The sequence below is a fragment of the Virgisporangium aliadipatigenens genome (genome assembly GCF_016863615.1).
Taxonomy (GTDB): Bacteria; Actinomycetota; Actinomycetes; order Mycobacteriales; family Micromonosporaceae; genus Virgisporangium; species Virgisporangium aliadipatigenens.
Genome location: NZ_BOPF01000012.1, coordinates 274,374 through 297,182 on the forward strand (window position 1 = coordinate 274,374; position 22,809 = coordinate 297,182).

A 22,809-nucleotide genomic window follows, 5' to 3' on the forward strand; every position below is an offset into this window, starting at 1 on the left:
CACCCGTGCGCGTGCTCGTGGTCGAGGACGACCCGGCGATGTCCTCCATGCTGACCCGGGGGCTGCGCCGCGCGGGCTACGCCGTCGACGCGGTGGCCAACGGCACCGACGCGGTGTGGAGCATGACCGAGGTGCCCTACGACGCCGTCGTGCTCGACGCGATGATCCCGGCGCCGGACGGGTTCGAGGTGTGTCGACGGGTGCGGGCCGCGGAGGTCTGGACGCCGGTGCTCATGCTGACCGCCCGCGACGCCACCGCCGACAAGGTGCGCGGGCTCGACGCCGGGGCCGACGACTACCTGACGAAGCCGTTCGCGCTGGACGAGCTGTTGGCCCGCGTGCGGGCCCTGGTGCGGCGCCGGCCGGCGGAACGGCCCGCCGCGCTGACCGTCGGCGACCTCACGCTCGACCCGGCCGCCCGCACCGTGCACCGGGGCGGGACGCCGGTCGTGTTGTCCGCGAAGGAGTTCGCGCTGCTGCACGAGCTGATGCGGCATCCGGGCGAGGCGCTGTCGCGCACGCATCTCATCGAGCACGTGTGGGACTTCGCGTACGACGGCGGTTCCAACGTCGTCGACGTGTACGTGCGGCACCTGCGGGAGAAGGTGGACCGGCCGTTCGGGCGGGAGAGCATCCGCACGGTTCGTGGCGCGGGATACAGGCTGGATCCGTAGCCGTTTCATCGAAGCGTCATGTTCCTCGGCGCATCGTGTGTCGCATGAGCATTCAGACGTTCACTCCGCACCGGCGGCCCCAGATCCTCGGCGTGCTCGCCACCGGACTCGTTCTCTACTGGATCGTGTGGAAGGCGCTCGTGGCCACCGGCGATCCGCTCTACCTGCCGGCGCTGTTCGTGGTGGGGGCCGCGACCACGCCGCTGGCGTTCGCGGTGTACGTGTCGCGCCTCGCCGGACCGGTGCGGGTCAGCGCCCGCGCGGTCGCCCTGTACGCGCTGTGGGGCGGCGTCGTCGGCACCGTCGTCGCGGGGGTGCTGGAGACCGGCACCGCGCGGGTCCTCGGCGGCGTGCCGACGCCGTTCGTCGGACTCTTCGAGGAGTCGGCGAAGCTGCTGCTGCCGCTGGCCGTGGTGCCGTTCGTGCGGTACCTGCGGCACCGGGAGAGCGACGGCCTCCTGATCGGGGTGGCGATCGGCGTGGGCTTCGCGGTGCTGGAGACGATGGGGTACGCGTTCGTGACCCTGCTGCAGTCGCACGGGAACCTCGCCGCCATGGACCACCTGCTCATCGAGCGCGGCATCCTCGCCCCGGCCGGGCACGCCGCGTGGACCGGGCTCGCCGTGGCCGCCCTGTGGCGCTTCGGTCTACAAAGGACGGTGCGCTCGTTCCTCGGGTTCGCGGGGACGTTCGCTCTCGTGGTGGCGCTGCATGCCACGTGGGACGCGGTGCACGCGTGGTGGTGGTACGCCGGGCTCGCCGCGATCAGCCTCGGCCTGCTGCACCTGCGGCTGTGGCGCGCGCACCGGTGAGGCCGCCGCTGTCCCGGCTCGCCATCGCCCGGCTGGTGCAGGCCGGCGGGATCCTCGAGGTGCTGCGCAACCTCCTCCCGCCGGCCCATCGGCTCGCGCACGTCGTGCCGGTCGCCGGGATGCTGACCGCGCGGGCCGGTTCGATGGCGGCCGGTGTCCTGCTCGTGTACCTCGGTGCGGGGCTGCGCAGGGGCCGGCGCACGGCGTTCCACATGGGGGTCGTGGTGGCGGGAGCGGGGATCGTCCTGCAACTCGCCCACGGCCTCGACCTCGACGGCGCCGCGGTCTCCGCCGGGCTCCTGGCGCTGCTGGTCGGCACGCGGGACCGCTTCCGCGCGGTCGGCGACCCGGGCGGGCCGGTGCGGGCGGCGCTGGCGGTCGCGGGCATCGTCGGCGCCGGCTTCACCATCGGGATGCTGGAGATCGCCGTGCGCGCCAACCGGCTCGTCGGGCACCCGCCGCTGCGCGACTGGGCGCGGCACGTGCTGCTCGGCATGGTCGGCCTCGACGGGCCGCTGCGGTTCGCGCATCCGCTTGGCGCCGCGGCGGTCTCGGTGACGACCGGGACGTTCGGGCTCCTGGCCGCCGCCGTGGGCGTGGTCCGCCTGTTGCGTCCCGGCCGCCGCCGTCCCGGTCACACCCCCGCGGAAGAACGTCGACTGCGCGCACTCCTCACCGCGCACGGCGAGGACTCGCTCGGCTACTTCGCGCTGCGCGGCGACAAGTCGCTGCTGTGGTCCCCGTCCGGGAAGGCCGCCGTCGCCTACCGCGTGGTGGGCGCGGTCAGCCTCGCGGCCGGCGACCCGATCGGTGACCCGGAGGCATGGCCGCCCGCGATCGGCGCATGGCTCGCCGACTGCGAACGCCACGGCTGGACGCCGGCGGTGCTCGGCTGCGGCCGCCTCGCCGGGCTGGCCTACCGGCGCTTCGGCCTCGACGCCGTCGAACTGGGCGACGAGGCGGTGCTGGACACCCGCGGCTTCACCCTCGACGGCCGGGAGATGCGTTCGGTGCGCCAGGCCGTGCGCCGGGTCGCGCGGGCCGGCTTCACCTGCACCGTCGAACGGCGTGGTGCCCTCACCGACGTCGCCGAGATCGTCGCCGCCGCGGACGCGATGCGCGACGGCCCCGTCGAACGCGGCTTCTCCATGGCGCTGTCCCGGGTCGGCGGACCGTCCGATGTGGACTGTGTGCTCGTGACGTGCCGTTCGGCGGACGGGCGCATCCGTGGTGTGCTGCAGTTCGTGCCGTGGGGCGACGACGGGCTGTCGCTCGACCTGATGCGTGCCGACCGCTCCGCCGGCAACGGCATCGTGGAGTCGATGGTGGTGGCCGCCCTGACGGCCGCGCCCGCGCTCGGGGTGACGCGCGTGTCGCTGAACTTCGCGGTCATGCGGTCGGTGTTCGCCCGCGCGGACGAGCTAGGCGCGGGGCCGGTGCTGCGGCTCTGGTCGCGGGCGCTGCGCGTGGCGTCGCGGTACTGGCAGCTGGAGTCGCTGTACCGGGCGAACGCCAAGTACCGGCCGACGTGGCGGCCGCGTTACCTCTGCTTCCCGGCGGCTCGGGACCTGCCGCGCGTCGCGCTGGCCGCGCTGCGGGCGGAGTCGTTCCTGCCGTGATGCACGGTAGATTGACGGATGTGACCGCATCGGAGCGGACCGGCTCACCCTTCGCGACGACGTTCTGCGGGATCGCCGCGCTCGTCGCGGTCCTCGTGGGCGGCTCGGTCTCCGGGGCGCCGGCCGACCCGTCCGCCTACGCGGTGGTGTTCGGGGTCGCCGTGCCGCTGATCGTCGGCACCGTCTCCGCCGTCGGGCTGGCCCCGGGGCTGGTCGGCCCTGCCGAGCCGGACCGGAATGTGGTTCGCCGGCCTGGCCGTGGCCGCTCTCGTGGCGGGGCTCGCCGGGCAGGCGGTGGCGATGCGGGCCACCCAGGGCGGGCTGATCGACGACCCCGAGTGGTACCCGGTGTGGGTCGCGCCGGTGCGGCTGCTGGTGGTGCCGGCGGCCGTCGGCGCGGCGGCGCTCGGCGCGATCGCGGCACGGCTCCTCCTCGGGCGCGCGGTGTCGCTCGGGCCGGCCGTGGTGACGGCGGCGACCGGGCTGTACCTGGCGGTGTCCACAGTGGACGGTGTGGTGCCGTGGCTGGCGGTCGCGGCCGTGGGCATCGGCTGGAGCCTGGCGGGCCCTCGTCCTGGACAGCGCACGCTGGCTGGCCGCCGAGGTCGCCGAGGCGGTCCGGGAACAACTACTGCTGCGTTTCAGCGAACTGCGGCGGCAGCGATCTGACATACGGCTCAGTGAGCTGTACGTCGCGGTCGCCGATACCCTCGCCGGACGTCCCGGCACGGCGATCGACAACGTAACGGAAGACTTCCAGTTACGTTGGGCGGAACTTCTACCTTCGCGACCCGGGCGCACCATCACGCTCGACACCGGGGCGGTAGCGGGGCGAGCCGCTGTACTCTTCCCGCCACGTCGCCCGTCCTGGCAGGGAGCCCGATGCCACAGCCCCGATCTCCTTCTCGGTATCCATGGCGGCCGCCCCAGGTGGGTCCTCGGCGAGTTGCACGTGGCACTGAACACGTTGGAGAGCCGGGTCTTCCACACCCAATCCGATGATCCGGCGGGACTGGCGGCGGGAGTGGCCGGCGACCTTGCCGGAGCCTGGCGAGTGGTGAACCTCCCGCCGGTCGATTCGCCGGAGGTGAGCCCACGTACGTATCCGCCACGTGCGGTCTATCTTCCCGACCGCTATGTCGCGTTGTCCACCGGCCTGGACACGGGTCCTCCGTCCGGACGTCCCTCGTTACCCGCCGTGGTGCTTACAGTGCACGAAGACGACCAGGAAGGATTGGTGGTAAGGGGACCCGCCGGTGCGGGACAACTTCCAATCCTCGAAGTACTCGGAGATCAGCTGACCGCGCTGGTGGTCAACCGGTTCCATCCGATGGCCCCGGCGCCTTTTACGCCCCGAATGCTTCTCGACGAGCTGGTGATTCAGCGGCGGAACTGGGTGGTCCCCTCAATCGAGTTGACGGCACCACGGGCGGCGGAGGTCCTGGGCAGCAAGCTGTTGGACGCGGGCCTGCCGCGACACTGATTTGTCCGTGGCTCCGCAGAGGCCAAGCCCTTCTACGTCGATCTTCGGGCCCCCCTCTTGGTGCGCAACCTCATCCGTGCGGCGCGCCGCGACACAGAGCGTCCGGACGGGTCCGGCTCGTTGTCATTGAGCGAGATGCTGCCGGGTCCGGACGAACTGTGGATGACCGACTCGGCCGGATCCACCTACACCTCGGAATTTCGGTTGGTGGCTGTGGACGACCACATCACTCGCCGGCTGGTCCCGCTCGATTGGTGGGCGCACCCCCGCGAGAACCCAGGAGGTCATGAATGAACTTCGACAGCTGGCAGGTGTTGCGTGACGGCTCGGGCCCGATCGTCGACCCGGAATCCTATCTCGACCGTTGGGTCGGTGACCTGGTCGCACATCGGCTGGTCGGCAACACCGCTGCCGTGGCCGGGTTCTGCGCGGGCAACGCGTTCGCCATCGAGATGGTTCACCGGATCGCCACAACGGGTGGCAGCCGTCCCGCGCTGGTGATGTTCGATCCGGAGCCGGTCGATGTCGTCACCCTGTGTCATCAGTATCGGCTCGCGGTCGATCGGATGGCGCATGAGCTGGGAAGGCGCGTCGCCTCAGAGCCGGATGTCACACACACGATGGCCACCCCGCTGTCGGAAGTCGCTGCTGATCTGTCGCGACGATACGAGGACGCGGTCCGCAGGACGCTCGACGCCCTCGGCGTGGAGGCGGACCTCGGCGTCGAACTGGTCGGTCACTTCGACCGGTATCTCGACTATCTCTGCGCGGCTTCCCGGCTCGGCCTGCCGCGGTCGCAAACCGCTGCGCAGGTGTCCGTTCCGGCGGTTCGACGTGTCCCGCGAGGATCTGTTGCGCCATCCCGAAGTTATTGAGACCGTCCGCGACCTGGTTGCGGCCGTGCCGCCGGGGACGGGCGGTGCCCCATCGGTGACTGGCGTTGCGAAAGTCGGTCTACGATAAGCTGCTGCCTATCGCCGCGGGGACCGGCGACGAATCGGACTGAGGATGGAATGACTGGTCTCGACATCGTACTGCCCTGCTATGGCAATATCGAATTGCTCAAGGCTGCGGTGCGGAGCGTGCTGTCGCAGAAGAGCGACCAATGGCATCTCACGGTCATCGACGACGGACAGGATCCGGAACTGCCGACCTGGTTCGCGTCCCTTGGGCATCCGAGGGTGCGCTACGAGCGAAACGAAAAGAATCTGGGTATCACCGCGAACTTCCAGAAGTGCCTGGATTCGGTAAAGCGGGAACATATGGTCATGATGGGCTCGGACGACATCATGCTGCCGAATTATGTCGATACGATCCTCGACCTTCTGAACCGGCATCCCGACGCAACGATCATCCACCCTGGGGTGCAAATTGTCGACGAGTCGGGAAAGCCGGTGCGAACCCTCGTCGACCACGCCAAGCAGCGTATCTATCGTCCGTCGTTCCACGGCGAAGTCGTGTTGGCGGGTGAATCCCTGGCGGCGAGTCTACTTCGGGGAAACTGGTTCTACTTTCCGTCCTTGTGCTGGCGCACGTCGGCACTTGCATCCGTCGGGTTCGACCGGCGCTTCGTGGTGATCCAGGATCTCGCCGCAGCTCTTCCTTTGATCGCCGCCGGCGGCACGATGGTGGTCAGCGAAACGCTCTCCTTCCAATATCGCCGCCACAGCAACAGCGTTTCCTCAGCGGAGGCGATCAAGGGCAGTCGGTTCCCGGAAGAACGCAGCTATTTTCGGGAGGCTGCCAAGCAGATGGAGCAGGTCGGCTGGAAGCGAGCCGCCCGAGCCGCCCGATGGCATGACTCGTCCAGGCTGCACGCGCTAGCTCTGTTGCCCAGTGCTCTCCGGAAGGGTCAACTCGGTGGGGCACGTGGGTTGCTCGAGCACGCGCTGCGTCCGTTGGGTCGTTGACCGGTGTTCGTCCGGGCCGGGTGATTCGTGCGGCCGCCAGCGGCTCCTCCGCACCGTCACGCGGCCCGGCCCTCGTAGGTGTCGTTCAAGTGCCGTGGTGGGCCACCACCGTCGCCCTCCGAATCGAGGCCTCCCGCTATCCAAGAGCCCGGGCTGCCGCTTGGTTGAGCGTCTCAATGACCCAGGGGCCGAGGTCGCGCTCCGCGTATCTCGCGGCCCTTCGCCACAGTTCGACATTGTCCTGCGGCACCAGTACGCGCGGTAGAGCGACAGACGCGGATCCCGCGGATGCGCGCCGCGCGGCGTCGCGAACCGCTCGCCGAAGCGCACTTCGCGACCAGCCGCCCTCTTGCGCGACGTCGAGCCAGTAGTCCTGCGTCTCGGCCGGGAGCGCGGCGACCTCGGCGTGGTGTTGAAAGCTCAACGACTCGCGTCGGCGTGACAATTCGAACCGGCCTGCAACCCAGGCGTAGTTTCGGAGCGTCTGGTAGTCCAGACCTACTGCATCGACGGCACGCCGGTAACGATCCTGGTATCGCCGCTTTCCGAAGACGAGCCAGTCGCCCAAACACCACGAAGAGGTATCGATGATCCGGGACAAGTGCGTTCCCGCCCGCTCCCATCCATCGAATGTGACGGCTTCCGGTATTTGCAGGCCTACCCGAGTGGTGAGGATGCGGTCGCTCGTCGGAGCCGCCGCGCGATGGGAGTCACCTGCGGTCGGGCGGGTTACTGCCGTGAGGCTCCTTTTTGTCACGCTCGCTCCATTCTCATTCGCCGCTCGGTGAGACTGATCTCATCTGTTTCGATCGGCCGTTCGCCGTTTAAGCACAGAATGAGGACAGGTCCGTTCCTCCGGTGTCATCACACCAGGCCAAGGGTGCCTCGTGCGCTGATCTGCTCCGTGGGTCCGGACGGACGTGGACTTGCGCTCGAGTTCCTCGGTCTGAGTAGTTGAGTAGTCCCCGACCATCAAGATCCGTGCGACAGAACCCGGTGTGCTGAGTCTTTGATTCGTTTGCAGTAGGCGGCGAGGCTAGCGAGGGTGTCGGCGGCGGCTGCTTGTTCCAGGTCTGCAGCCAGTCCCGGATGTCTTTGTCCAGTGCGACGACCCTGCGGTGCACGCCGCGGCGGACGAGCTTGTTGGTGATCTCGGCGAAGAAGCGCTCGACGAGGTTCAGCCACGACGTCCCGGTCGGCGGGCACGGTGGCGTCGATCTTCCGCAGAAAATCGGAGGAACTCCTGCTGCCGGTGCCGGTGGCGACGTCTGGTGCCGCGAACAGGCTCGTCACCCCGGCCCGCAGATAGTCGTGGGTGCGCCGCTCGGGTGTTGCGGACTGCCATCGGCAACACCGGCGTCGGAAACGGTCCGTGGCCGGCCGGGACGCGCCTCGTGGAACAACCCCTCCACTCGATCGGCCAGAAACCGTGCCCGCCACGTCGTCACCGTCGGCCGCGACACCGCCAACAACCGAGCGACATCACTGTCCGACAGGCCGTCCGCGCAGGCCGACACCGTCCGAGCACGCAATGCCAACGCCTGCGCCGTCGAGCGCCGCCGTGTCGACGAATCCAGCTCTACACACTCGCCAACGCTCAGCACTACCGGCGGCAACTCCGGTCCAGGCGATCCACCCACACCGAACTAACGGAAACTACCGACTCAGCACGCTAGCGGGCGAGCGGCGGCCGGACCACGAACGCGCTGTCGGCCCGGAACTCCTCCGTCCGATCGGAGCGATCCACCCACAGCTCGTCCGCACGGTGCCGCAGGAACCAGCCGGGGTAGTTCGAGGACTCGAGCGCGACAGCTCCCGCCGCCGGGTCGGCCCGGGGGCAGAACGTCGCGTCGCCGTGGAACAGCGCGGTCCCGTTGTCCTGGTCCAGGCGCAGCCGCCAGTCGATGTGCCGCAGGAAGGCGCCGTCCCGGGAGCGGAACGAGAAGCACGCCGCGTCGGCCAGCCCCGGCACCGCCTCGAACGTCGCCCGTTCGCGGCTCGCCCCGTCGGTGGCGGTGCCCACGTAGCCGAACGTGGCGCCGGCCGCGACGTACCGGCCGGGCGCGTTGGCCGCCTCCAGCGAGAGCCGCCCGGGTGCCACCGCCGCCCCGGCCCGACCGCCGGTGGAGGCCCGGCGCGGGGCCGCGTCGCCGTGCAGCACCGACGCGCCGACCACTCCGGCCGCCAGCGTCGCCGCGATCACCACGGCCGCCACCGGGTGTGCCGCGAGAACGGCCATCGGGTGCGCCGCCAGCAGGCCGGCTTTGCCTCCGGCGACGGCGGTCGGGACGAGCGCGCACTCCTTCAGCAGCGCGGCCGACAGCGCCACCGGCACCGGCAGCAGCGCGAGGCCGGCGAGGAGGCGTTCGGCGGGGACGGCGCCGGTCGCCGCGCGGCCGCAGGTCGGGCACGAACGGGTGTGCCGCGCGAACCGCTTGCGCCACAACGGGTTCGGCACACCGTTCCAGCCCGCGGCGATCGCCTCGAGGCCGGCGCACCGGGGCCTGGCGTCCAGCGCCGCCACGACGCCCCGGCTGACGTCGAGTTGCTGGCGCATCCGCTGCACCCGCACACCGGCGTGCGCCAGCTTCACGTCCAGCGTGGCCGCCAGTTCGGCGCGGTTGAGCTGACCGGCCGCCTCGAGCCACCACAGGGACAGCAGCACCCGGTCGTCCGGGTCGAGCCAGCGGCCGGCGTGCACCACCTGCCGGCGTTGGCCGGCGAGGTCGACCCGCAGCGCGGCGAGCCCCTCGAACGCGGCATCGGGCACCCCGGCCGCGTCGTCGATCGACGCCGTTCGCGAGGCGACCTCGGCCCGGCGGCGCAGGTGCGTGGCGACCTGGCGGACGGCGATCGCGGCGAGCCACGGCCGGAAGCTCTCCGGGGTGCGCAGCATCCGCAGCTGGCGCACCGCCCGCAGCATCACGTCCTGCACGACGTCGTCCGCGTCCGGATGGCCGGCCAGCGCGCGCCGCACGATCGTGTACACGAACGGCAGGTGCGCGGTGACGAGGTCGTCGAGCGCCGCCCGGTCACCCGCGCGGGCGGCGGCGACAAGTTCGGTCTCGTTGATGCTCGTGGCACGCATGCACACATCGTCGCCCTCGAGGCGCGCCGGTCAAGTGGACGGCCGCCTCACAGGCACAGGAACAGGGCGAGCGCGGCCAGCACCGCGCCGAGGACCACCAGCCGCGCCACGCGGATCCGCCGGCGCATCCGCCGCCCGTCGGCGATCGCCCGCGCGACGAGGTCGCCCATGGGCGGGCCGGCCGAGTCCGCCTCGTGGAACAGGATGCGCACACCCTGTAGACGGGCCGGACCCCGGTTCAGGTAGCCGGGCCGGCCAGGTCGGGGAGCACGCCGGCATCGCGCACCAGCAGCGCCGCCTTGACCCGGTCGGGCACACCGAGCTTGGTGAACACGACCGACACCTGATTGCGAACGGTCTTCTCGCTGATGCCGAGCCGCTTCGCGATCGACGCGTTGCTCTCGCCCGCCGCCAGGTGCGCGAGGATCTCCCGTTCCCGCGCGCTCAACCGGTCGAACGGCGGCGGCAGCGTCGCGACCGGCCGGCGCAGCGTGGCCAGCACACCGGTGCCGATCTCCGGCCCCAGCACCACCCCGCCGAACGCCACCGTGCGTAGCGCGTCGCACAGCTGCTCCGGCGGGATGTCCTTGCGGACGTACCCGTGCGCGCCGGCCCGCAGCGCACGGATGACGACCTCCTCGTCGTCGGTCATGCTCAGCATCAGTACGTTGGTGCCGGGACGCGCGCGCAGGATGCGGCGGGTGGCCTCGATGCCGTCGCCGTCGGGCAGCGCCACGTCCATGGCCGCCACGGTGATCCGGTGCTCGACGGCACGCGCCACCGCCTCGGCCATCGTGGCGGCCTCGACGACGGAGTCGACCCAGGACTCGGCGGCGAGCAGGGTGCGCAGCCCGCGCCGCACGATCGGGTGGTCGTCGACCACCAGCACCCGCGCCTCCATACCGCGCTCGGTCACGAAACCGGGACGCCGAGGCGCAGCGGCATCCGGACCTCCACGGCCGTCCCGTGCGGGGCGACCGTGCGCAGCGCGCAGGTGCCGCCGAGTTCCTCGGCCCGTTCGCGCATCGAGTCGAGCCCGACGCCGCGGCGGCCGGCCGTCGGCAGGCCCACGCCGTCGTCGACGACCGTCAGCACCAGCGCGTCGGACAGCTCCACGGTGATCGTGCAGCGCGCGGCGTGGGCGTGGCGGGCGACGTTCGTGAGCGCCTCGGCGACGATGCGGTAGGCGGCCACCTCGACGGCGGCCGGCAGCCCGTCCAGCTCGTCGGGGGCGTCGACGGTGACGGACAGTTCCTCGCCGTCGAAGCGGCGGCCCTCCGCGCGCAGCGCCGCGGGCAGCCCCCGGTCGAGCGCGGGCGGCCGCAGCTGGTCCACCAGCCGGCGCACCTCGACCGTGCAGGTGCGCAGGTCCCCGGCGAGTTCGTCGAGGATGGTGCCGGCCCGCTCGTGCCGGCCGACGATCCGTTGGGCCGCGCTCACTTGCATCGACATGCCCGCGATCGTAGGCCCGAGGCCGTCGTGCAGGTCGCGGCGCAGCCGCCGCCGTTCCTCCTCGCGGGCCACGACGAGGCGTTCGCGGGAGGTGCGCAGGTCCTGGATCAGCCGGGCCGTCTCGACGGCGACCGCCGCGTGCAGCGCCACGTCCGAGAAGAGGCGCCGTTCGCCGCGGGTGAAGCGGGCGCCCGGGCTCCGGGTCGCCACGATCAGGCGTCCGACGTGCTCCCCGTGCGCGAGCATGTCGAAGCTCTCGGCCCCGTCCGGCTTCTCTCCGTGGAACGTCAGGTCGCCGTGGAACGCCAGCCGCCGCGGCGCGTGCCGTCCGGCGGTCTCGACGGCCACGTAGGGCAGCCGCAGCGACGCCGCGAGGGCCTCGGTCAGCAGCTGCGGCACGGCGTCCGGCTCGGCGGTGTCCCGCAACAACCCGGTGAGGCGGCGCACCACCAGGTAGGGATCGTCGCGGTCGCCGTAGATCAGCTGGTTGACGCCGCGCTGGACCCGTTCGCGGGCGGGCTGGAACGTCACCGCGAGCAGCCCGGTCGCCACCAGCGACGCCTCCGACGACCCGTCCGACCCGAAGAACCACCACCGCAGCAGCGACACCAGCGCCACGAACGCGGCAATGACGACCACCGTCATGATGAGCCACACGAGCGTGCGGTTGACCACCCGGTCCAGCCCGTACAGCCGGTAGCGCAGCACGGCGAGGGTCATCCCGGCCGGCACGGCTACGACGGTGAGCAGCCAGGCGCCCGAGACGTTCCAGGAGGAGTCGAGCCAGATCGTCAGCGCCATCACGCACAGCGTCGGCAGCAGGCACGCCAACTGGCGGCGGGTGTCGCCGGTCGCCGTCCACCAGCGCCGGCCGAGGCTCGCCAGCACACCGGCCGCGCCGAGGATCGCGAGGATCGCCGAGACGTTCGCGATGGACAGGGCGGTGCGGCCCGCGGCCGTGGTGGGCGGGGTGCCGGTGAGCAGCTGGTCGTGCGGCGGCACGAGGGTCAGCAGCGCGAACCCGACCGTGGCCCCGCCGACGCCCAGGATCACCAGAGCCGCGACGGGCGACCAGCGCCACGACGGCAGCCGACCGTCCGGGAACACCAGCAGCGCCAACAGGATCAGGCCGAACGGCACCAGCCACAGCCACTGGCCGACCCACGCCGCGGGCCGCCACTCGGTCCAGCTGACGGCCAGCAGCGCGCCGAGCGAGGAGACGCCGGCGGCCACCATGAGCCGGCCGACGCGGTGGCCCGGCACGCCGGCCAGCACCAGCGCGCCGAGCCCGGTGAACGCCACGCCGATCCCGCCCGTCATCCCGGTCCACGCCAGGGCGGTGCGGCCGGGGTCGCGCAGCTGGCCCCACAGCACTGCGGCGGCGACCGCCGCGGCGAGAACCGCGGCGGCGTAACGGTTGACCGGACGGTGCCAACCGCCCGGGGCGGGACCGGCGGTGGCCATCGCTACTTGTGCGCCTTCCCGTTGAGGTGCTGCCAGATGTGGTACGGCGTGCCCAGGTCGCCCGGCGTGAACGTCACGTGTTCGAGCAGCATGTCGTAGCAGTCGGAAAGGCTCACGTCGGTCAGGTCCGGCAGGTCCTTGACGGCCAGCCGGATCGCCTCGGCCGCGTCGTCGCCGACCACCGGCAGGTGCTGGCGCAGCAGCTCCAGCAGCTCGGTGTCGGAGATCGCCCGGGTGCCGGAGCGCATGTGGCGCACCCAGGCCCGCAGCCGCCGGCAGACGGCCTCCGGCCGCGGGTCGCCCGCCGCGCGGTAGAGCACCTTGATGCTCCAGTCGGGAGCGTAGCCGGGCGTGAGCCGGTACCCCTCCGTGTCGAACATGTCGAAGGTGACGTCCTCCGAGGCGACGTCGCCCTGGGCGATCATCTCGTCGGGGGTCTCGTACAGGTGCAGGAACCAGTTGTCGGTCCGCAGCAGGATCACTCTTCCGGTATGCGGTTCCATCTCCGCGCTCATCTCTCCTATGTGGACGGTGCGGCCGGGACCTCGAACGTGATGCCGCCGACCGGCCGCCCGTCGACGATCTGTGCCACCTCGACGCGCCGGTGCGGGCGCAGCAGCCCGTTGACCGACAGCCGCACACCGGTGGCGAAGTGGGCCGTGGCGCCGTCGTACCCGCCGGAAAGCACACCGGTCAGGGCTCCCGTGGCGCGGTCGAGCGTCCCGGTGAACGCGCCGTGCACGGACATGACGCCGTCGAGCGTGCCGGACAACGTTCCACTGAGGACACCGGAAACCTCGGCGGTGCCGGAGAGCAGCCCGGTCAGCGTGCCGGAGACGGCGCCGTCGATCCGACCCGAGACCGCACCGTCGAACGGCGGCAGCAGTCCCGCGGACTCGTCGACACCTTCCGTGACCTCCAGCCGGACCACCCCCACGTCATCAGCGTCGACGGTCAGCTCTTGCGTACTCAACGTGACCGTCCATCCCTCCGGCAGCGACACCGTAGCGACGAGGCGGGCGGTCGCGGTGCGGCCCGTCGGGTTGCCGACGAGGAACTCGACCGACCCGACGAGGTCGGCGGTCGAGGAGGCGACCGGCGTCCCGGTCCCGACCCGCGCCCGCAGGCTCGTGGGAACGCCCGCGGCCGGCGCCGCGACCGAGGTGTCCCAGGTGGACACTCCCACCGGGAGCACCGGGATCGTGAACGAGCCGAGCACCGCGAACGGACCCTCCGAAGTGGACAGTGGCGCCGACTCCACGGTCACCACGACCTCCGTCGCGGGCGCGTCGCCGGCGTTGCGCACCCGGCAGTGCACCGTCCCGCCGTCGACGAACAGGTCCGGCGACCCGAACCCCGGCCCGGCCAGCCCCACGAACGGCCGCGACTCCGGAGCCAGCCCGGGCGCCGGGAGCAGGAACGGCGCCGGCCCGGTCGGCTCCGGCGCGCCGAGCCCCACCGCGTGGAACGCCGCCACGACCGTCGCGTGCTCCGGCGAGAACTCCCCGAACAGGTCCACGGCGGCCAGGTCGCACGCGTCCCGGAAGCGCGGGAAGAGCAGCGCGTCGGCGGCGGGAACGTTCGTCGTCGCGCCGGCGGTGCCGAAGTAGAACGTCAGCGCGCGGTACCAGACGCGCGCCGCGGCCGTCGCCCCGATCCCGTCCACGCTCAGCAGCTGCGGCTCGCGCAGCGCCCGCTGGTGGATCCCGCCGGCGGCGGTGAGGTAGGCGGCGTTGGCGAGGATGCCGGCACGCATGTACGGGTCGATCGCGGCGCCCGGCATGTCCGCGTCGGCGAAATGGTCCAGGTTGGCGCCGTCGAACGCCGTCGCGTCGCGCGGGAACGCCAGGTTGCGCATGATCCGGCCGCTGCCGGAGAGGTCCCGGCCGGGCCGCCAGTCCCCGCTGAAGAAGCCCGCGAACGCGTCCGACAGCCCCTCGTGACAGGCGCCCGGCCAGCCCGGCGTGTACTCCATGCCCGGCACCCCGTCCTCGTCGAACGAGAAGTCCGTGATCGCGTGCTGGTACTCGTGCGCCACCAGGAACCGGGACCCGGCCGGATACGTGAACGTCGCCGGGTTCCCGTCGCAGAACTGCAGCCAGTAGTACCAGCGCCCGCTGGCGGTGTGCCGGCGCAGCCGCGCCCCGGCGTGCAGGCTCCGCGGATCGGAACCCTTGCGGAAGTGCGCGACGCCGCGCACCACCTGGGTGCCCACCGCCGGATCCGGGAACTGCCCGTCGTCCCAGCCCTCCCGCGGGATGCTCGACAATGTGGCGTACCACTCGTAGGCCTGGCGCAGGTAGTGGTGCAGGTCGACCTCGGGCTGCTGGCCCCGGCCGCGTTCGGCGTCGGTGCTCGAGGCGGGGACGCGGTTCCAGGCGCCGCTGCCGTCGCCGTCGGTGGAGGCCGGCAGGGTGCCGTCGGCGATGCCGCGCAGCAGTTCGAACTCGGTGTCGAACGCGGCACCGGCACCGGCGTCGTGCGTGACGATCGGCCGGCCGTGGGTGTCGTCGTGCAGCGTGTGCGTGCCGGACGCGGCGTCGTGCAGGACGTTCAGGGAGCGGACCGTGAACGGCGGGTCGAGCGGCGTCACCCCGAACCCCGTGCCCTTCACGGCGTCGCGGCTCAGCGGGGTGAAGAGGAAACGTTCGCCGGTGACCGCGTCGAAGAAGCCCTTGCCGAACTCCACGGTGCGCCGGCCGACCCCCCGATCGGCCGGCGGCGCGTACAGATGCGCGACCCACGCCGGCCGGAACGTGCCGCGCCACGCGTAGACCACCAGCCGGGGCGGCCCGGTGAGGGGGAACCACGGGTCGCGCGGGTCCGCCTCCGGCGGGTCGACCGTCCCGACCAGGTCGCCGCGCGCCAGGTCCCGGATCCGCTCCGGCTTCATCGGCGAGAACGGCCGCACCGCCACGTCCCGGTAACAGCTGGACTGGACGGAACCGACGACGCCGTCCGCGCGCACGTGGATCGCCAGCAGCGCCCGGTACACGTCAAGCGTGCCCGCCGTGGTCGGCACCGCCTGCTGCAGTTCGACGTGCCGCCAGCCCTCGCCGTCGCCGCGTTCGCGCCGCGTGCGCAGGTGCCGGCTCCACTCGGTCGACGCGAACAGCCCGATCAGGTCGCCGAGGGCGGAGACCGCGTCGCCGTCCGGCCCCCACCGGCCGAGCCCACCGGCGCGCACGGCGCCGGCGACGCCGCGGCCCTCGTCCCAGCGCACGAGAGAGCCGCGATCGCGGCGCAGGCGGGTCAACAGATCGCGTTGTGACGGCGTGACGTTGTCCATGGGGCACCTCCGGGCGGAGACGGTACGCGCGCGACGGCGTCGCGACTGTCGGGCAACCGCCCGGACGAGCGGGACATCTGCCTTTTGTGCCCGGGACATCGGGATCACCAGTGTGGTGCGGTCGTCGGTGGAAGGAGTTCGCATGCGCAACCGCGCACAGTCCGAGGCGGCCGCCCGTCGGTACCGCGCGACGGCCGAGGGCCGGGCCGCCATCGACCGGCGGATGCGCCGCGACGACGTGCGCGTCGTCGACTCCCCGGACCAGTTGGAGGCCCGCATCGCGCGGCTGACCCGGGTCGGCTGGGTCGGGCCGGAGACCCTGCGCGAGGCCGTTCCCCGGGTCCGGCACACCGACCGCATGCTGCTGCTGCAGCACGTCATCGACCGCACCGGCGAGTCCCAGGCCGCGAACTTCCTCGCCCGCGGCGCCCGGGCCGCCCGCACCGTGGGCCGCCTGGCGGCCGAGGGATCGGGCACGCCGCGCGGCACCGCGTTCCTCGTGGCGCCGTCGCTGGTGCTCACCAACCACCACGTGCTGCGCGACCGGGAGGCGGCCCGGCGCACCGTGCTGGAGTTCAACCACGAGCGCGACGTCGACAACCGGGCCGGCGAGCCGGCCGTGTACGCGCTCGACCCGGGTGCGCTGTTCCTCACCGACGAGGCGCTCGACTACACCCTCGTGGCCGTCCACAGTGGACCGGACGGGTCGGCGCCCGGCGAGGCGTTCGGCTGGAACAGGCTGATCCGCGCCCAGGGCAAGGTCGTCATCGGCGAGCCGGTGAACGTCATCGGACACCCCGCCGGCCGGCGCAAGGAGATCGCCATCCGCGACAACACCCTGCGCTACCAGCTGCACGACTTCCTCCAGTACGGCGCGGGAACGGAGCCGGGCAGCTCCGGTTCGCCGGTCTTCAACGACCAGTGGGAGGTGGTCGGGCTGCACCACGCGGCGATCCCGGACACCGACGAGCGGGGCCGCTGGCTGACCGTCGACGGCCGCCCGATCGACCCCGACCACGATCCGGACGACGCGGGCGTGCGGTGGATCGCCAACGAGGGGCTGCGCACCAGCGCGTTCCTGACCCACGTCCGGGAACGCCGGCTCGACGAGGCGCAGCGCGCACTGCTCGCCACGATGGGCGAACAGGCCGTCGCGGAACGGCCGCCGGCCGCACCCGTCGGCGTGCGCGGGGTGCGCGCCACCGGCCCGACGTCCGGCACGCAGCTGGTGTTCCTGCCCGGGCCGGGTCCGCACGAGGCCGATCCGGCGCCGGTGCGGGCGGCCTGGGCGGCGGCGCTGCGGCTCGACGGCGTGACGGCGGGCGACCTGTGGCTGCCGTGCTACGGCGACGTGCTGACCCGCGCGTCGGCGGTGCCGGAGGCGGTACCGGTCGGGCCGGAGGGCAGCGTGCTGCTGCGCGTCGGCGACGCCCCGCGCACCGTCGAGGCGCCCGACTCGCCGTCGACCCGGGAGCTGTACGCCGCGCTGCTCGACGCGGCGGCGGGCGGCGCGGCCGGGCCCGAGGAGGAGCCGTTGGTGTCCCGGATCCGGCGGGCGCTGGACCGGCTCGCGGGGGCCGGGGCGGTCGACGGGTACACCGTCGCCACGCACTTTCGCGACCTCGCCCTCTACCTGGACCGGGCGGCGGTCCGGGAGGCCGTGCTCGACGCGGTGACGCAGTGCCTGCCGATGCGCGGCCGGGTCGTGATCGTCGCGCACGGGCTCGGCACGGTCGTCGCCGCCGACCTCGTAACCCGGTTGCCGCGCGGGTTGACGGTCGACACACTGGTGACGCTCGGTAGCCCGCTCGGGCTCGACGGGGTGGCGCGCCGTACGCCGCACGCGCGGCCCGACCCCTCCGCGCCGATCAGCCATCCGGTACCCAATTGGATCAACGCCTGGAGCCCGGCCGACGTCATCGGCCGGCCGCTGGCCGACGACTGGAAGGGGGTCGTTGACGTGGAGACCGACAACGCCCGGGAGCGCGCACACGACATCACGCGGTACCTGTCCGACCGCCGGGTCGCGGGAGCCGTCTACAACGCACTGAGGGGGACACCATGACGCCGCAGACGAGGCGTACGCGCGGCGCGGAGCCGTTGCGGCGCACGGTCGAGCGCTACACCGGCGCGGTTCGCGACAAGCAGGGCGGGATGCCCCGCGCCCGGATCACCGTGCGGCGGCCGGTGCCGGAAGGCGCACCGACCGTCCGAAGTGGACAGTGGTTCGACCCGGGCCGCTGCTGATCCGGACCGGCCTGCGCCGACGGCGAGGTGGCGGTGCGCAACCGCCACCTGGTCGTCGCGGCATCCGTGCGGACGCTGGTCGCCGGCGGCCTCGGGCCGGTCCCCGGCTACGAGGTCGGGCGGGCGCTGTGGGGCAAGGCGATCGGCGAGGTGACGGGCTCGGCCGATCCCGCGCTGCCGGTCGGTGCGACGGTGGTGCACCCGTTCGGGTGGCGGACGCATGCCGTGGGGCCGGCGGGGCGCTTCCGCCGGGTCGACCCGGACGACGCGTTCGCACTTCTCTCCAGCGGGCTCGTGGCGTTCGTGGGGCCGCGGGGCGCGGGTGTGCGGCCGGGGGACACCGTCCAGGTCAGCGGGCACCTTCCTCGCCTGGCTGGACGGGACGAACTGCCGCCCGTCTTCGCCGACCGCGGCGGCTGCGCGGCCCCCATGCGCGTCGCCGAGGAACGCCTCACCCTCCTGCGCGAACGCATCGACGCGCTCGTGCGGCTGCACGACGGGATGGCGCAATGGCTCGGGCGTCGGGCTTACGACGTTCCCCCGGAAACAATGACGTGACCGTGACGTCCCCACGGACGCTGGGGGACATGAGACGCATACTCCTCGCGGTCGTCGTCATCGCGACGGCCACCCTGCTCCCGGTCCACCCCGCCGCCGCGAGCGATGTCACGCCACAGCAGGGGCGGGGCTACACCGTGCGGGCCACCTCCGAACACGACACCCGCGCCGAGAAGACCGCGCGGGTCGAGTGTCCCGTGCCGACCCGGGTCGTCGACGTGAGCGCCACGATCAACGACGGGTACGGCGACGTCGTGCTCACCGCCCTCCGCCCGAACGCCGACCTGACCGGCGGTGTGGCCCGGGCCCGCGACGCGGCCGGCTCCGCCGGCACCTGGTCGGTGACCGTGACGGCCCGGTGCGTCGTCGACGTGACACCGGTCCTGGTCTCCGAGACGGAGACGGTGACCGACGGCGAGCACACCGTCTCGGCGACCTGTCCGGTGTGGACCCGGCTGCGCGCGACCGGCTTCGACGTGACCGGCGACGCCGTGCCGTACGAGGTCGCACCGGTCGCCGGCGCCCGGACGGTCCGGGTGGGCGCGCGGACGCTGACGACGGCGGAGTACTCGACGACGGCGGTCGCCATCTGCGAACCGGCGGTCGACACGGCCGGCGGCGCGGCCCCGGTGAGCGTCGCCGAACCCGCCCGCGCGGTCGACGGCGCCGTGCCGCCCGGGTACGGCGTCATGCCGTTCGTGCTGGTCAACGAGGGGTACGCGGGCCAGTCGACGGTGACGGTGGGGCCGTGCCCGGCCGGTACCGAGGTGCGCGGTGGCGGCGGGAGCATCTCGGGCTCCTACACCACCGGCCTGGTCGCCGTGACCGTCGACCACGCCGCCGAAACCGTGACGGTCTCCGGCGGCGACTACCTCATGTGCTGCGCCTATCCGACGGTCATCGCGTACGCGGTCTGCTCCTGACCAGCACGTCCTCGGGCGGCGGCCGCACGCCGATCTCGCGCATCGCGGCCGCCCACCGTGCGAACGCCCGCCGCGCCTCACCGTGCCGCCCGCCCGCCGTCAGGGTGGCGACCGTGGCGCGGTGGGCCGGTTCGTCGTAGGGGTCGCGCTCCAGGATGCGGCCAAGGTGGTGCAGCGCGTCCTCGACGTCCCCCGCGGCGCGGCCCAGGTCGGCGAGCGTGCGCAGGGCCCGCAGGTACGCCGCCCGCCCCTCCTCGCGCAGCGGCCGGGTCCAGTCGGCGTACGGTTCGTCCGCGAACGGGTCGTCCGCGTAGCCGCGCAGCGCCGCCGTGAGCAGGGCGCGGGCGTCCGCGTCGGCACCGCGTTCGCGCAGGCGGGCCGCGTGCCGGACGTCCGCGAGGAAGTCCTCCACGTCCACGTGCAGCCGGCCCACGTCGAGCGCCACGCCGGCGGCGTCCGCCACGACGTACTGGTCGCACCGCTTCTGCGGGTCCAGCACGGTGCGCACGATCGACAGGAGCACCGACAGCCGGTGGCCGGTGCGCGCGGGGTCGTCGTCGGGCCAGAGCAGTTCGGCCAGTTCGGGCCGGGGTATCGGGCGGCCGCGCCGCGCCACCAGGATGCGCAGGAGGTCGCGCGCCTTGCGGGACTGCCAGGCCGAGGCGGGGACGGGACGGCCGTCGAGCAGCACCTCGAACTGGCCGAGCGTGCGGATGCTCAGCGGGCGCCGGTGGACGTGGAACGGCGCGATCGCGTGCAGCGGGGTGCGCGGCGGAGCGGCCCGGCCGGTGGCGACCCGCGCGGGGTGGGCCGTCGCCCCGTCGGGTCCGGCCGGCGGTGCGGCCGCGTCGTCGCCGGCCCGGGGCGCCGCGGCGGGCGGGTGGGCAGCGGCGAGCCGGCGGGCGGCGAGGAGCGCGTCGAGGCGTTCGTCGGTGCCGGCGCCGGGCAGCCCGCCGAGCGCCACGAGCACCCGGTCGGCGTCGACCGGCGCGCCGCCGTCCCGCCAGATGGCCAGCGCCTCGGCCAGCGCGGCCCGCGCGGATGCCGGGTCGGGCGTGACGGCGGCGCGCAGTTCGAGCGCCTCGGCCAGGCCGGCGCGCTCGCGCAGTTCGCGGGCGAGGGCGGCGGCCAGGTCGGCGTCGGCCGTCGCGGCCCGTCGGTCCCCGGCGTGGGCGGCGACCCAGCCGCGTCCCAGGAGCGCGGGCACCCGGGCGTCCCGGCCCGCCCGACGCATGGCTTCCTCCGCGTGAACGGCCGCCGCCTCCGGTTCCTCCACGGCGAGCGTGCGCGCCAGGCCGGCCAGCGCCAGTGCCAACGCCTGGTCGTCCCCGCTGTCCCGGGCCACCCGCACCGCCTCCTGGTAGGCCGTGCGGGCCTGCTGCGGAAAGCCCCGGCGGGCGTGCAGGTCGGCGATGTGCACCAACGGGAACGCCACCCGCCGCGACCCCAACCGGTGGAACGCCCGCATCACCCCGTCGAAGCGCCGCGTCGCCTCGTCGTGGCGGCCCAGCCGGGACAGCGCGCTCGCCTCGTTGCACCGCGCGATGGCGTGCAGGTTGGCGTGCCCGGCCGAGGCGGCGGCGGCGACCGCGAGCCGGGCTGTCCCGAGCGCCTCCGGGTACCGCGCGTCGCGCAGCAGCCGGAACGTCCGGTTGACCTGGATCCGCGCGACGAGCAACCGGTCGCCGGCGCGTTCGGCGATGTGCAACGCCTGCGCGTGGTGCCGGTCGGCCCCGGCCGGATCGCCGGTCAGCGCGAGGCACAGCGCCAAGGCCGTGTGCGCGGTGGCCTGCGTCCGGTCGTCGCCCGTGGCCTCGGCCGCCGCCACCGCCCGGAACGCCTCGTCGAGCGCGGTCGCCGTGTCGCCGTGCGGCAGGCGCGCGACCGCCGTCCACGCCAGCACCAGCGCACCGTCCACAGTGGACACGTCCGGCGGGTCCACGCGCGCCTTGCCGAACGCCGCCAGCGCCTCGTGCGTCTCGTGCCGCAGGTAGTGCACGAGGCCGGTGCGCCAGGCGACCCCCGGGTCGTCCGGCCCGAGCGCGTCGGCGGCGCACGCGTAGGCCCGCCGCGCCCGCCCGATGTCGCCGGCCGTGCGCAGGGCGTCGCCGCGCAGGAGCGTCAGGCGGGGCGACAGCGGGAGGTCGCCGGTGAGCTCCACGATGTCGCGGGCGCCGCCGGCGCCGAGGATCGCCGCACCGTGCGCGTCCAGCACCGCGGCCGTGCGCGCCGGGTCGCCGGCGTCGTGGTGGGCGCGGGCGGCGGACAGCGGCGGGCCGTGGCGTTCGTACCAGGCGGCCGCGGTGCCGGCGCGGCGCCGGTCGGGGCGGGCCGCGACGGCCGCCACGAGCGGAACGACCCGCGGGCCGGCCCGCACGGCGCGCCGATCGCCCCACCCGCCGGTCGGACCCGGGTCGGCGTGCGGGCGCGGGCAGGGGGCGGTCATGGGTGGGGCGGCGTGCGGTCCCGGGTAGGCGGGCGGGTGGCGATCGGTCCGCGGCGGCGGTGCGGTCGGGTCGGTGAGGAGGCCGGTGCGGGCCAGCGCGGCCAGCGCCGCGTGCGCCTTCGGGTGGCCGAGCGCCGCGCACAGGCCGGGCGCCACGGGCGCGAAGGCCGCCACGTCGCGCAGCAGCCGCAGGGTCCGCGCCGGCAAGGGCCCCAGGATCTCTTCGTCCACATAGGACGCGAGGGGCGTTCCGGGCTCGGCCAGGTCCCGCAGCTCCGAGGGAACGCCGGACGCGCGCATCGTCTCCGCCGCCAGGTGCACCAGCGCCGGCCAGCCGTCCGTGGCGTCCCGCAGGCGGGCCGGCAGTGCGTCCGACTCCTGCCCGACCAGCCCGTATGCCGCCAGCACGTCGGCGATCGCGTCGACGTCGAGCGCGAGTTCGGCCGGGCGCACCTCGTGCAGCGCCCCGCGCCCGCGCCACAGGCCGGCACCGGCGTCGAACGGCCGGCGTGTGGAGAGCACGACGCGGGTGTGCTCCGGCAGCGCGAAGGCCGCCGCGAGCAGGGCCCGGCCGGCCGCGGCGGGCAGCGGCGGCAGGTCGTCCACGACGATCCACTGTGGACGTTCGGCGGCGAGGGCCGCGAGAGTGCCGGCCGCCAGCCGTCCCGGATCGGGGTCGGCACACCAGACCGCCCCGGGGAGGGTCTCCCGCAGGGCGGTCGTCTTGCCGTATCCGGCCGCGGCCACGACCAGCGTGCACCGTCGTCGGGAGTTTTCCGGCGGAAGGTGCACACCGATCAGGATCGACCGCCCCCGTGGTCGATGTCAGTACCGGATCGGACAG

19 protein-coding genes and 1 pseudogene are annotated in these 22,809 nt (G+C 73.5%); 11 read left to right on the forward strand and 9 right to left on the reverse strand.

Annotation, left to right across the window (positions count from 1 at the left end; genetic code table 11):
- The first annotated feature begins 5 nt into the window (after window positions 1-5).
- The 7 genes from Val02_RS18630 to Val02_RS18660 all read left to right on the forward strand — a co-directional run bounded on the left by Val02_RS18630 (window position 6) and on the right by Val02_RS18660 (window position 6,498).
- The gene (locus tag Val02_RS18630; RefSeq protein ID WP_203900363.1) at window positions 6-674 is read left to right on the forward strand and encodes a response regulator transcription factor; all 669 of its coding nucleotides are present in this window, start codon (window positions 6-8) and stop codon (window positions 672-674) included.
- A gap of 44 nt (window positions 675-718) precedes the next feature.
- Window positions 719-1,486 (forward strand): PrsW family glutamic-type intramembrane protease, encoded by a 768-nt coding sequence (locus tag Val02_RS18635; protein WP_203900364.1) that lies wholly within the window; start codon window positions 719-721, stop codon window positions 1,484-1,486.
- Window positions 1,483-3,105, forward strand: coding sequence for a phosphatidylglycerol lysyltransferase domain-containing protein (locus Val02_RS18640; protein WP_203900365.1), 1,623 nt, complete (start codon window positions 1,483-1,485; stop codon window positions 3,103-3,105). The genes Val02_RS18635 and Val02_RS18640 overlap by 4 nt, the downstream gene beginning before the upstream one ends.
- Window positions 3,106-3,342: 237 nt before the next feature.
- Complete coding sequence (locus Val02_RS18645) at window positions 3,343-3,774, forward strand: hypothetical protein (RefSeq protein ID WP_203900366.1); 432 nt, start codon at window positions 3,343-3,345, stop codon at window positions 3,772-3,774.
- A gap of 283 nt (window positions 3,775-4,057) precedes the next feature.
- Window positions 4,058-4,588: a hypothetical protein gene (locus Val02_RS18650; protein WP_203900367.1), complete on the forward strand. Its 531-nt coding sequence runs from the start codon at window positions 4,058-4,060 to the stop codon at window positions 4,586-4,588.
- A 290-nt stretch (window positions 4,589-4,878) separates the two neighbouring features.
- Window positions 4,879-5,463, forward strand: a complete 585-nt coding sequence (locus Val02_RS18655; protein ID WP_203900368.1) for a hypothetical protein — start codon at window positions 4,879-4,881, stop codon at window positions 5,461-5,463.
- 138 nt (window positions 5,464-5,601) lie between these two features.
- A complete protein-coding gene (locus Val02_RS18660; protein ID WP_203900369.1) occupies window positions 5,602-6,498 on the forward strand; it encodes a glycosyltransferase family 2 protein in 897 nt (298 codons plus the stop codon).
- 136 nt (window positions 6,499-6,634) lie between these two features.
- On the opposite strand, the gene Val02_RS18665 is transcribed toward Val02_RS18660, so the two are convergent.
- From Val02_RS18665 to Val02_RS18700, 8 genes are all read right to left on the reverse strand, one after another.
- A complete protein-coding gene (locus Val02_RS18665; protein WP_203900370.1) occupies window positions 6,635-7,255 on the reverse strand; it encodes an LmbU family transcriptional regulator in 621 nt (206 codons plus the stop codon).
- A 532-nt stretch (window positions 7,256-7,787) separates the two neighbouring features.
- A complete protein-coding gene (locus Val02_RS48870) occupies window positions 7,788-8,138 on the reverse strand; it encodes a helix-turn-helix domain-containing protein (RefSeq protein WP_308440008.1) in 351 nt (116 codons plus the stop codon).
- A 32-nt stretch (window positions 8,139-8,170) separates the two neighbouring features.
- Window positions 8,171-9,586 (reverse strand): sigma-70 family RNA polymerase sigma factor, encoded by a 1,416-nt coding sequence (locus Val02_RS18675; protein ID WP_203900371.1) that lies wholly within the window; start codon window positions 9,584-9,586, stop codon window positions 8,171-8,173.
- 47 nt (window positions 9,587-9,633) lie between these two features.
- Window positions 9,634-9,798 (reverse strand): hypothetical protein, encoded by a 165-nt coding sequence (locus Val02_RS18680; RefSeq protein ID WP_203900372.1) that lies wholly within the window; start codon window positions 9,796-9,798, stop codon window positions 9,634-9,636.
- Window positions 9,799-9,824: 26 nt separating this feature from the next.
- Complete coding sequence (locus tag Val02_RS18685; RefSeq protein WP_239153143.1) at window positions 9,825-10,502, reverse strand: response regulator; 678 nt, start codon at window positions 10,500-10,502, stop codon at window positions 9,825-9,827.
- Window positions 10,499-12,502: a sensor histidine kinase gene (locus tag Val02_RS18690; RefSeq protein ID WP_203900373.1), complete on the reverse strand. Its 2,004-nt coding sequence runs from the start codon at window positions 12,500-12,502 to the stop codon at window positions 10,499-10,501. The genes Val02_RS18685 and Val02_RS18690 overlap by 4 nt, the downstream gene beginning before the upstream one ends.
- Window positions 12,503-12,504: 2 nt before the next feature.
- Window positions 12,505-13,005, reverse strand: a complete 501-nt coding sequence (locus tag Val02_RS18695; protein WP_203900374.1) for a hypothetical protein — start codon at window positions 13,003-13,005, stop codon at window positions 12,505-12,507.
- 17 nt (window positions 13,006-13,022) lie between these two features.
- On the reverse strand, window positions 13,023-15,791 hold the full coding sequence (locus tag Val02_RS18700; protein WP_203900375.1) for a M4 family metallopeptidase: 2,769 nt from the start codon (window positions 15,789-15,791) through the stop codon (window positions 13,023-13,025).
- Between the two features lie 142 nt (window positions 15,792-15,933).
- On the opposite strand from Val02_RS18700, the gene Val02_RS18705 reads away from it, so the two are divergent.
- The 4 genes and pseudogenes from Val02_RS18705 (at window position 15,934) to Val02_RS18720 (ending at window position 19,519) form a co-directional block, all read left to right on the forward strand.
- Entirely contained in the window at window positions 15,934-17,856 is a 1,923-nt protein-coding gene (locus tag Val02_RS18705) for a trypsin-like serine peptidase (RefSeq protein WP_203900376.1), read from the forward strand.
- Complete coding sequence (locus Val02_RS18710) at window positions 17,853-18,038, forward strand: hypothetical protein (protein WP_203900377.1); 186 nt, start codon at window positions 17,853-17,855, stop codon at window positions 18,036-18,038. The genes Val02_RS18705 and Val02_RS18710 overlap by 4 nt, the downstream gene beginning before the upstream one ends.
- An 18-nt stretch (window positions 18,039-18,056) precedes the next feature.
- Window positions 18,057-18,596: pseudogene (locus Val02_RS18715) on the forward strand (hypothetical protein); the annotation flags it as partial.
- A gap of 29 nt (window positions 18,597-18,625) precedes the next feature.
- Window positions 18,626-19,519: a hypothetical protein gene (locus tag Val02_RS18720; protein ID WP_203900379.1), complete on the forward strand. Its 894-nt coding sequence runs from the start codon at window positions 18,626-18,628 to the stop codon at window positions 19,517-19,519.
- Here the strand turns inward: Val02_RS18720 and Val02_RS48235 are convergent.
- Complete coding sequence (locus tag Val02_RS48235; protein WP_203900380.1) at window positions 19,494-22,757, reverse strand: AfsR/SARP family transcriptional regulator; 3,264 nt, start codon at window positions 22,755-22,757, stop codon at window positions 19,494-19,496. The genes Val02_RS18720 and Val02_RS48235 overlap by 26 nt on opposite strands.
- Between the last annotated feature and the right edge of the window lie 52 nt (window positions 22,758-22,809).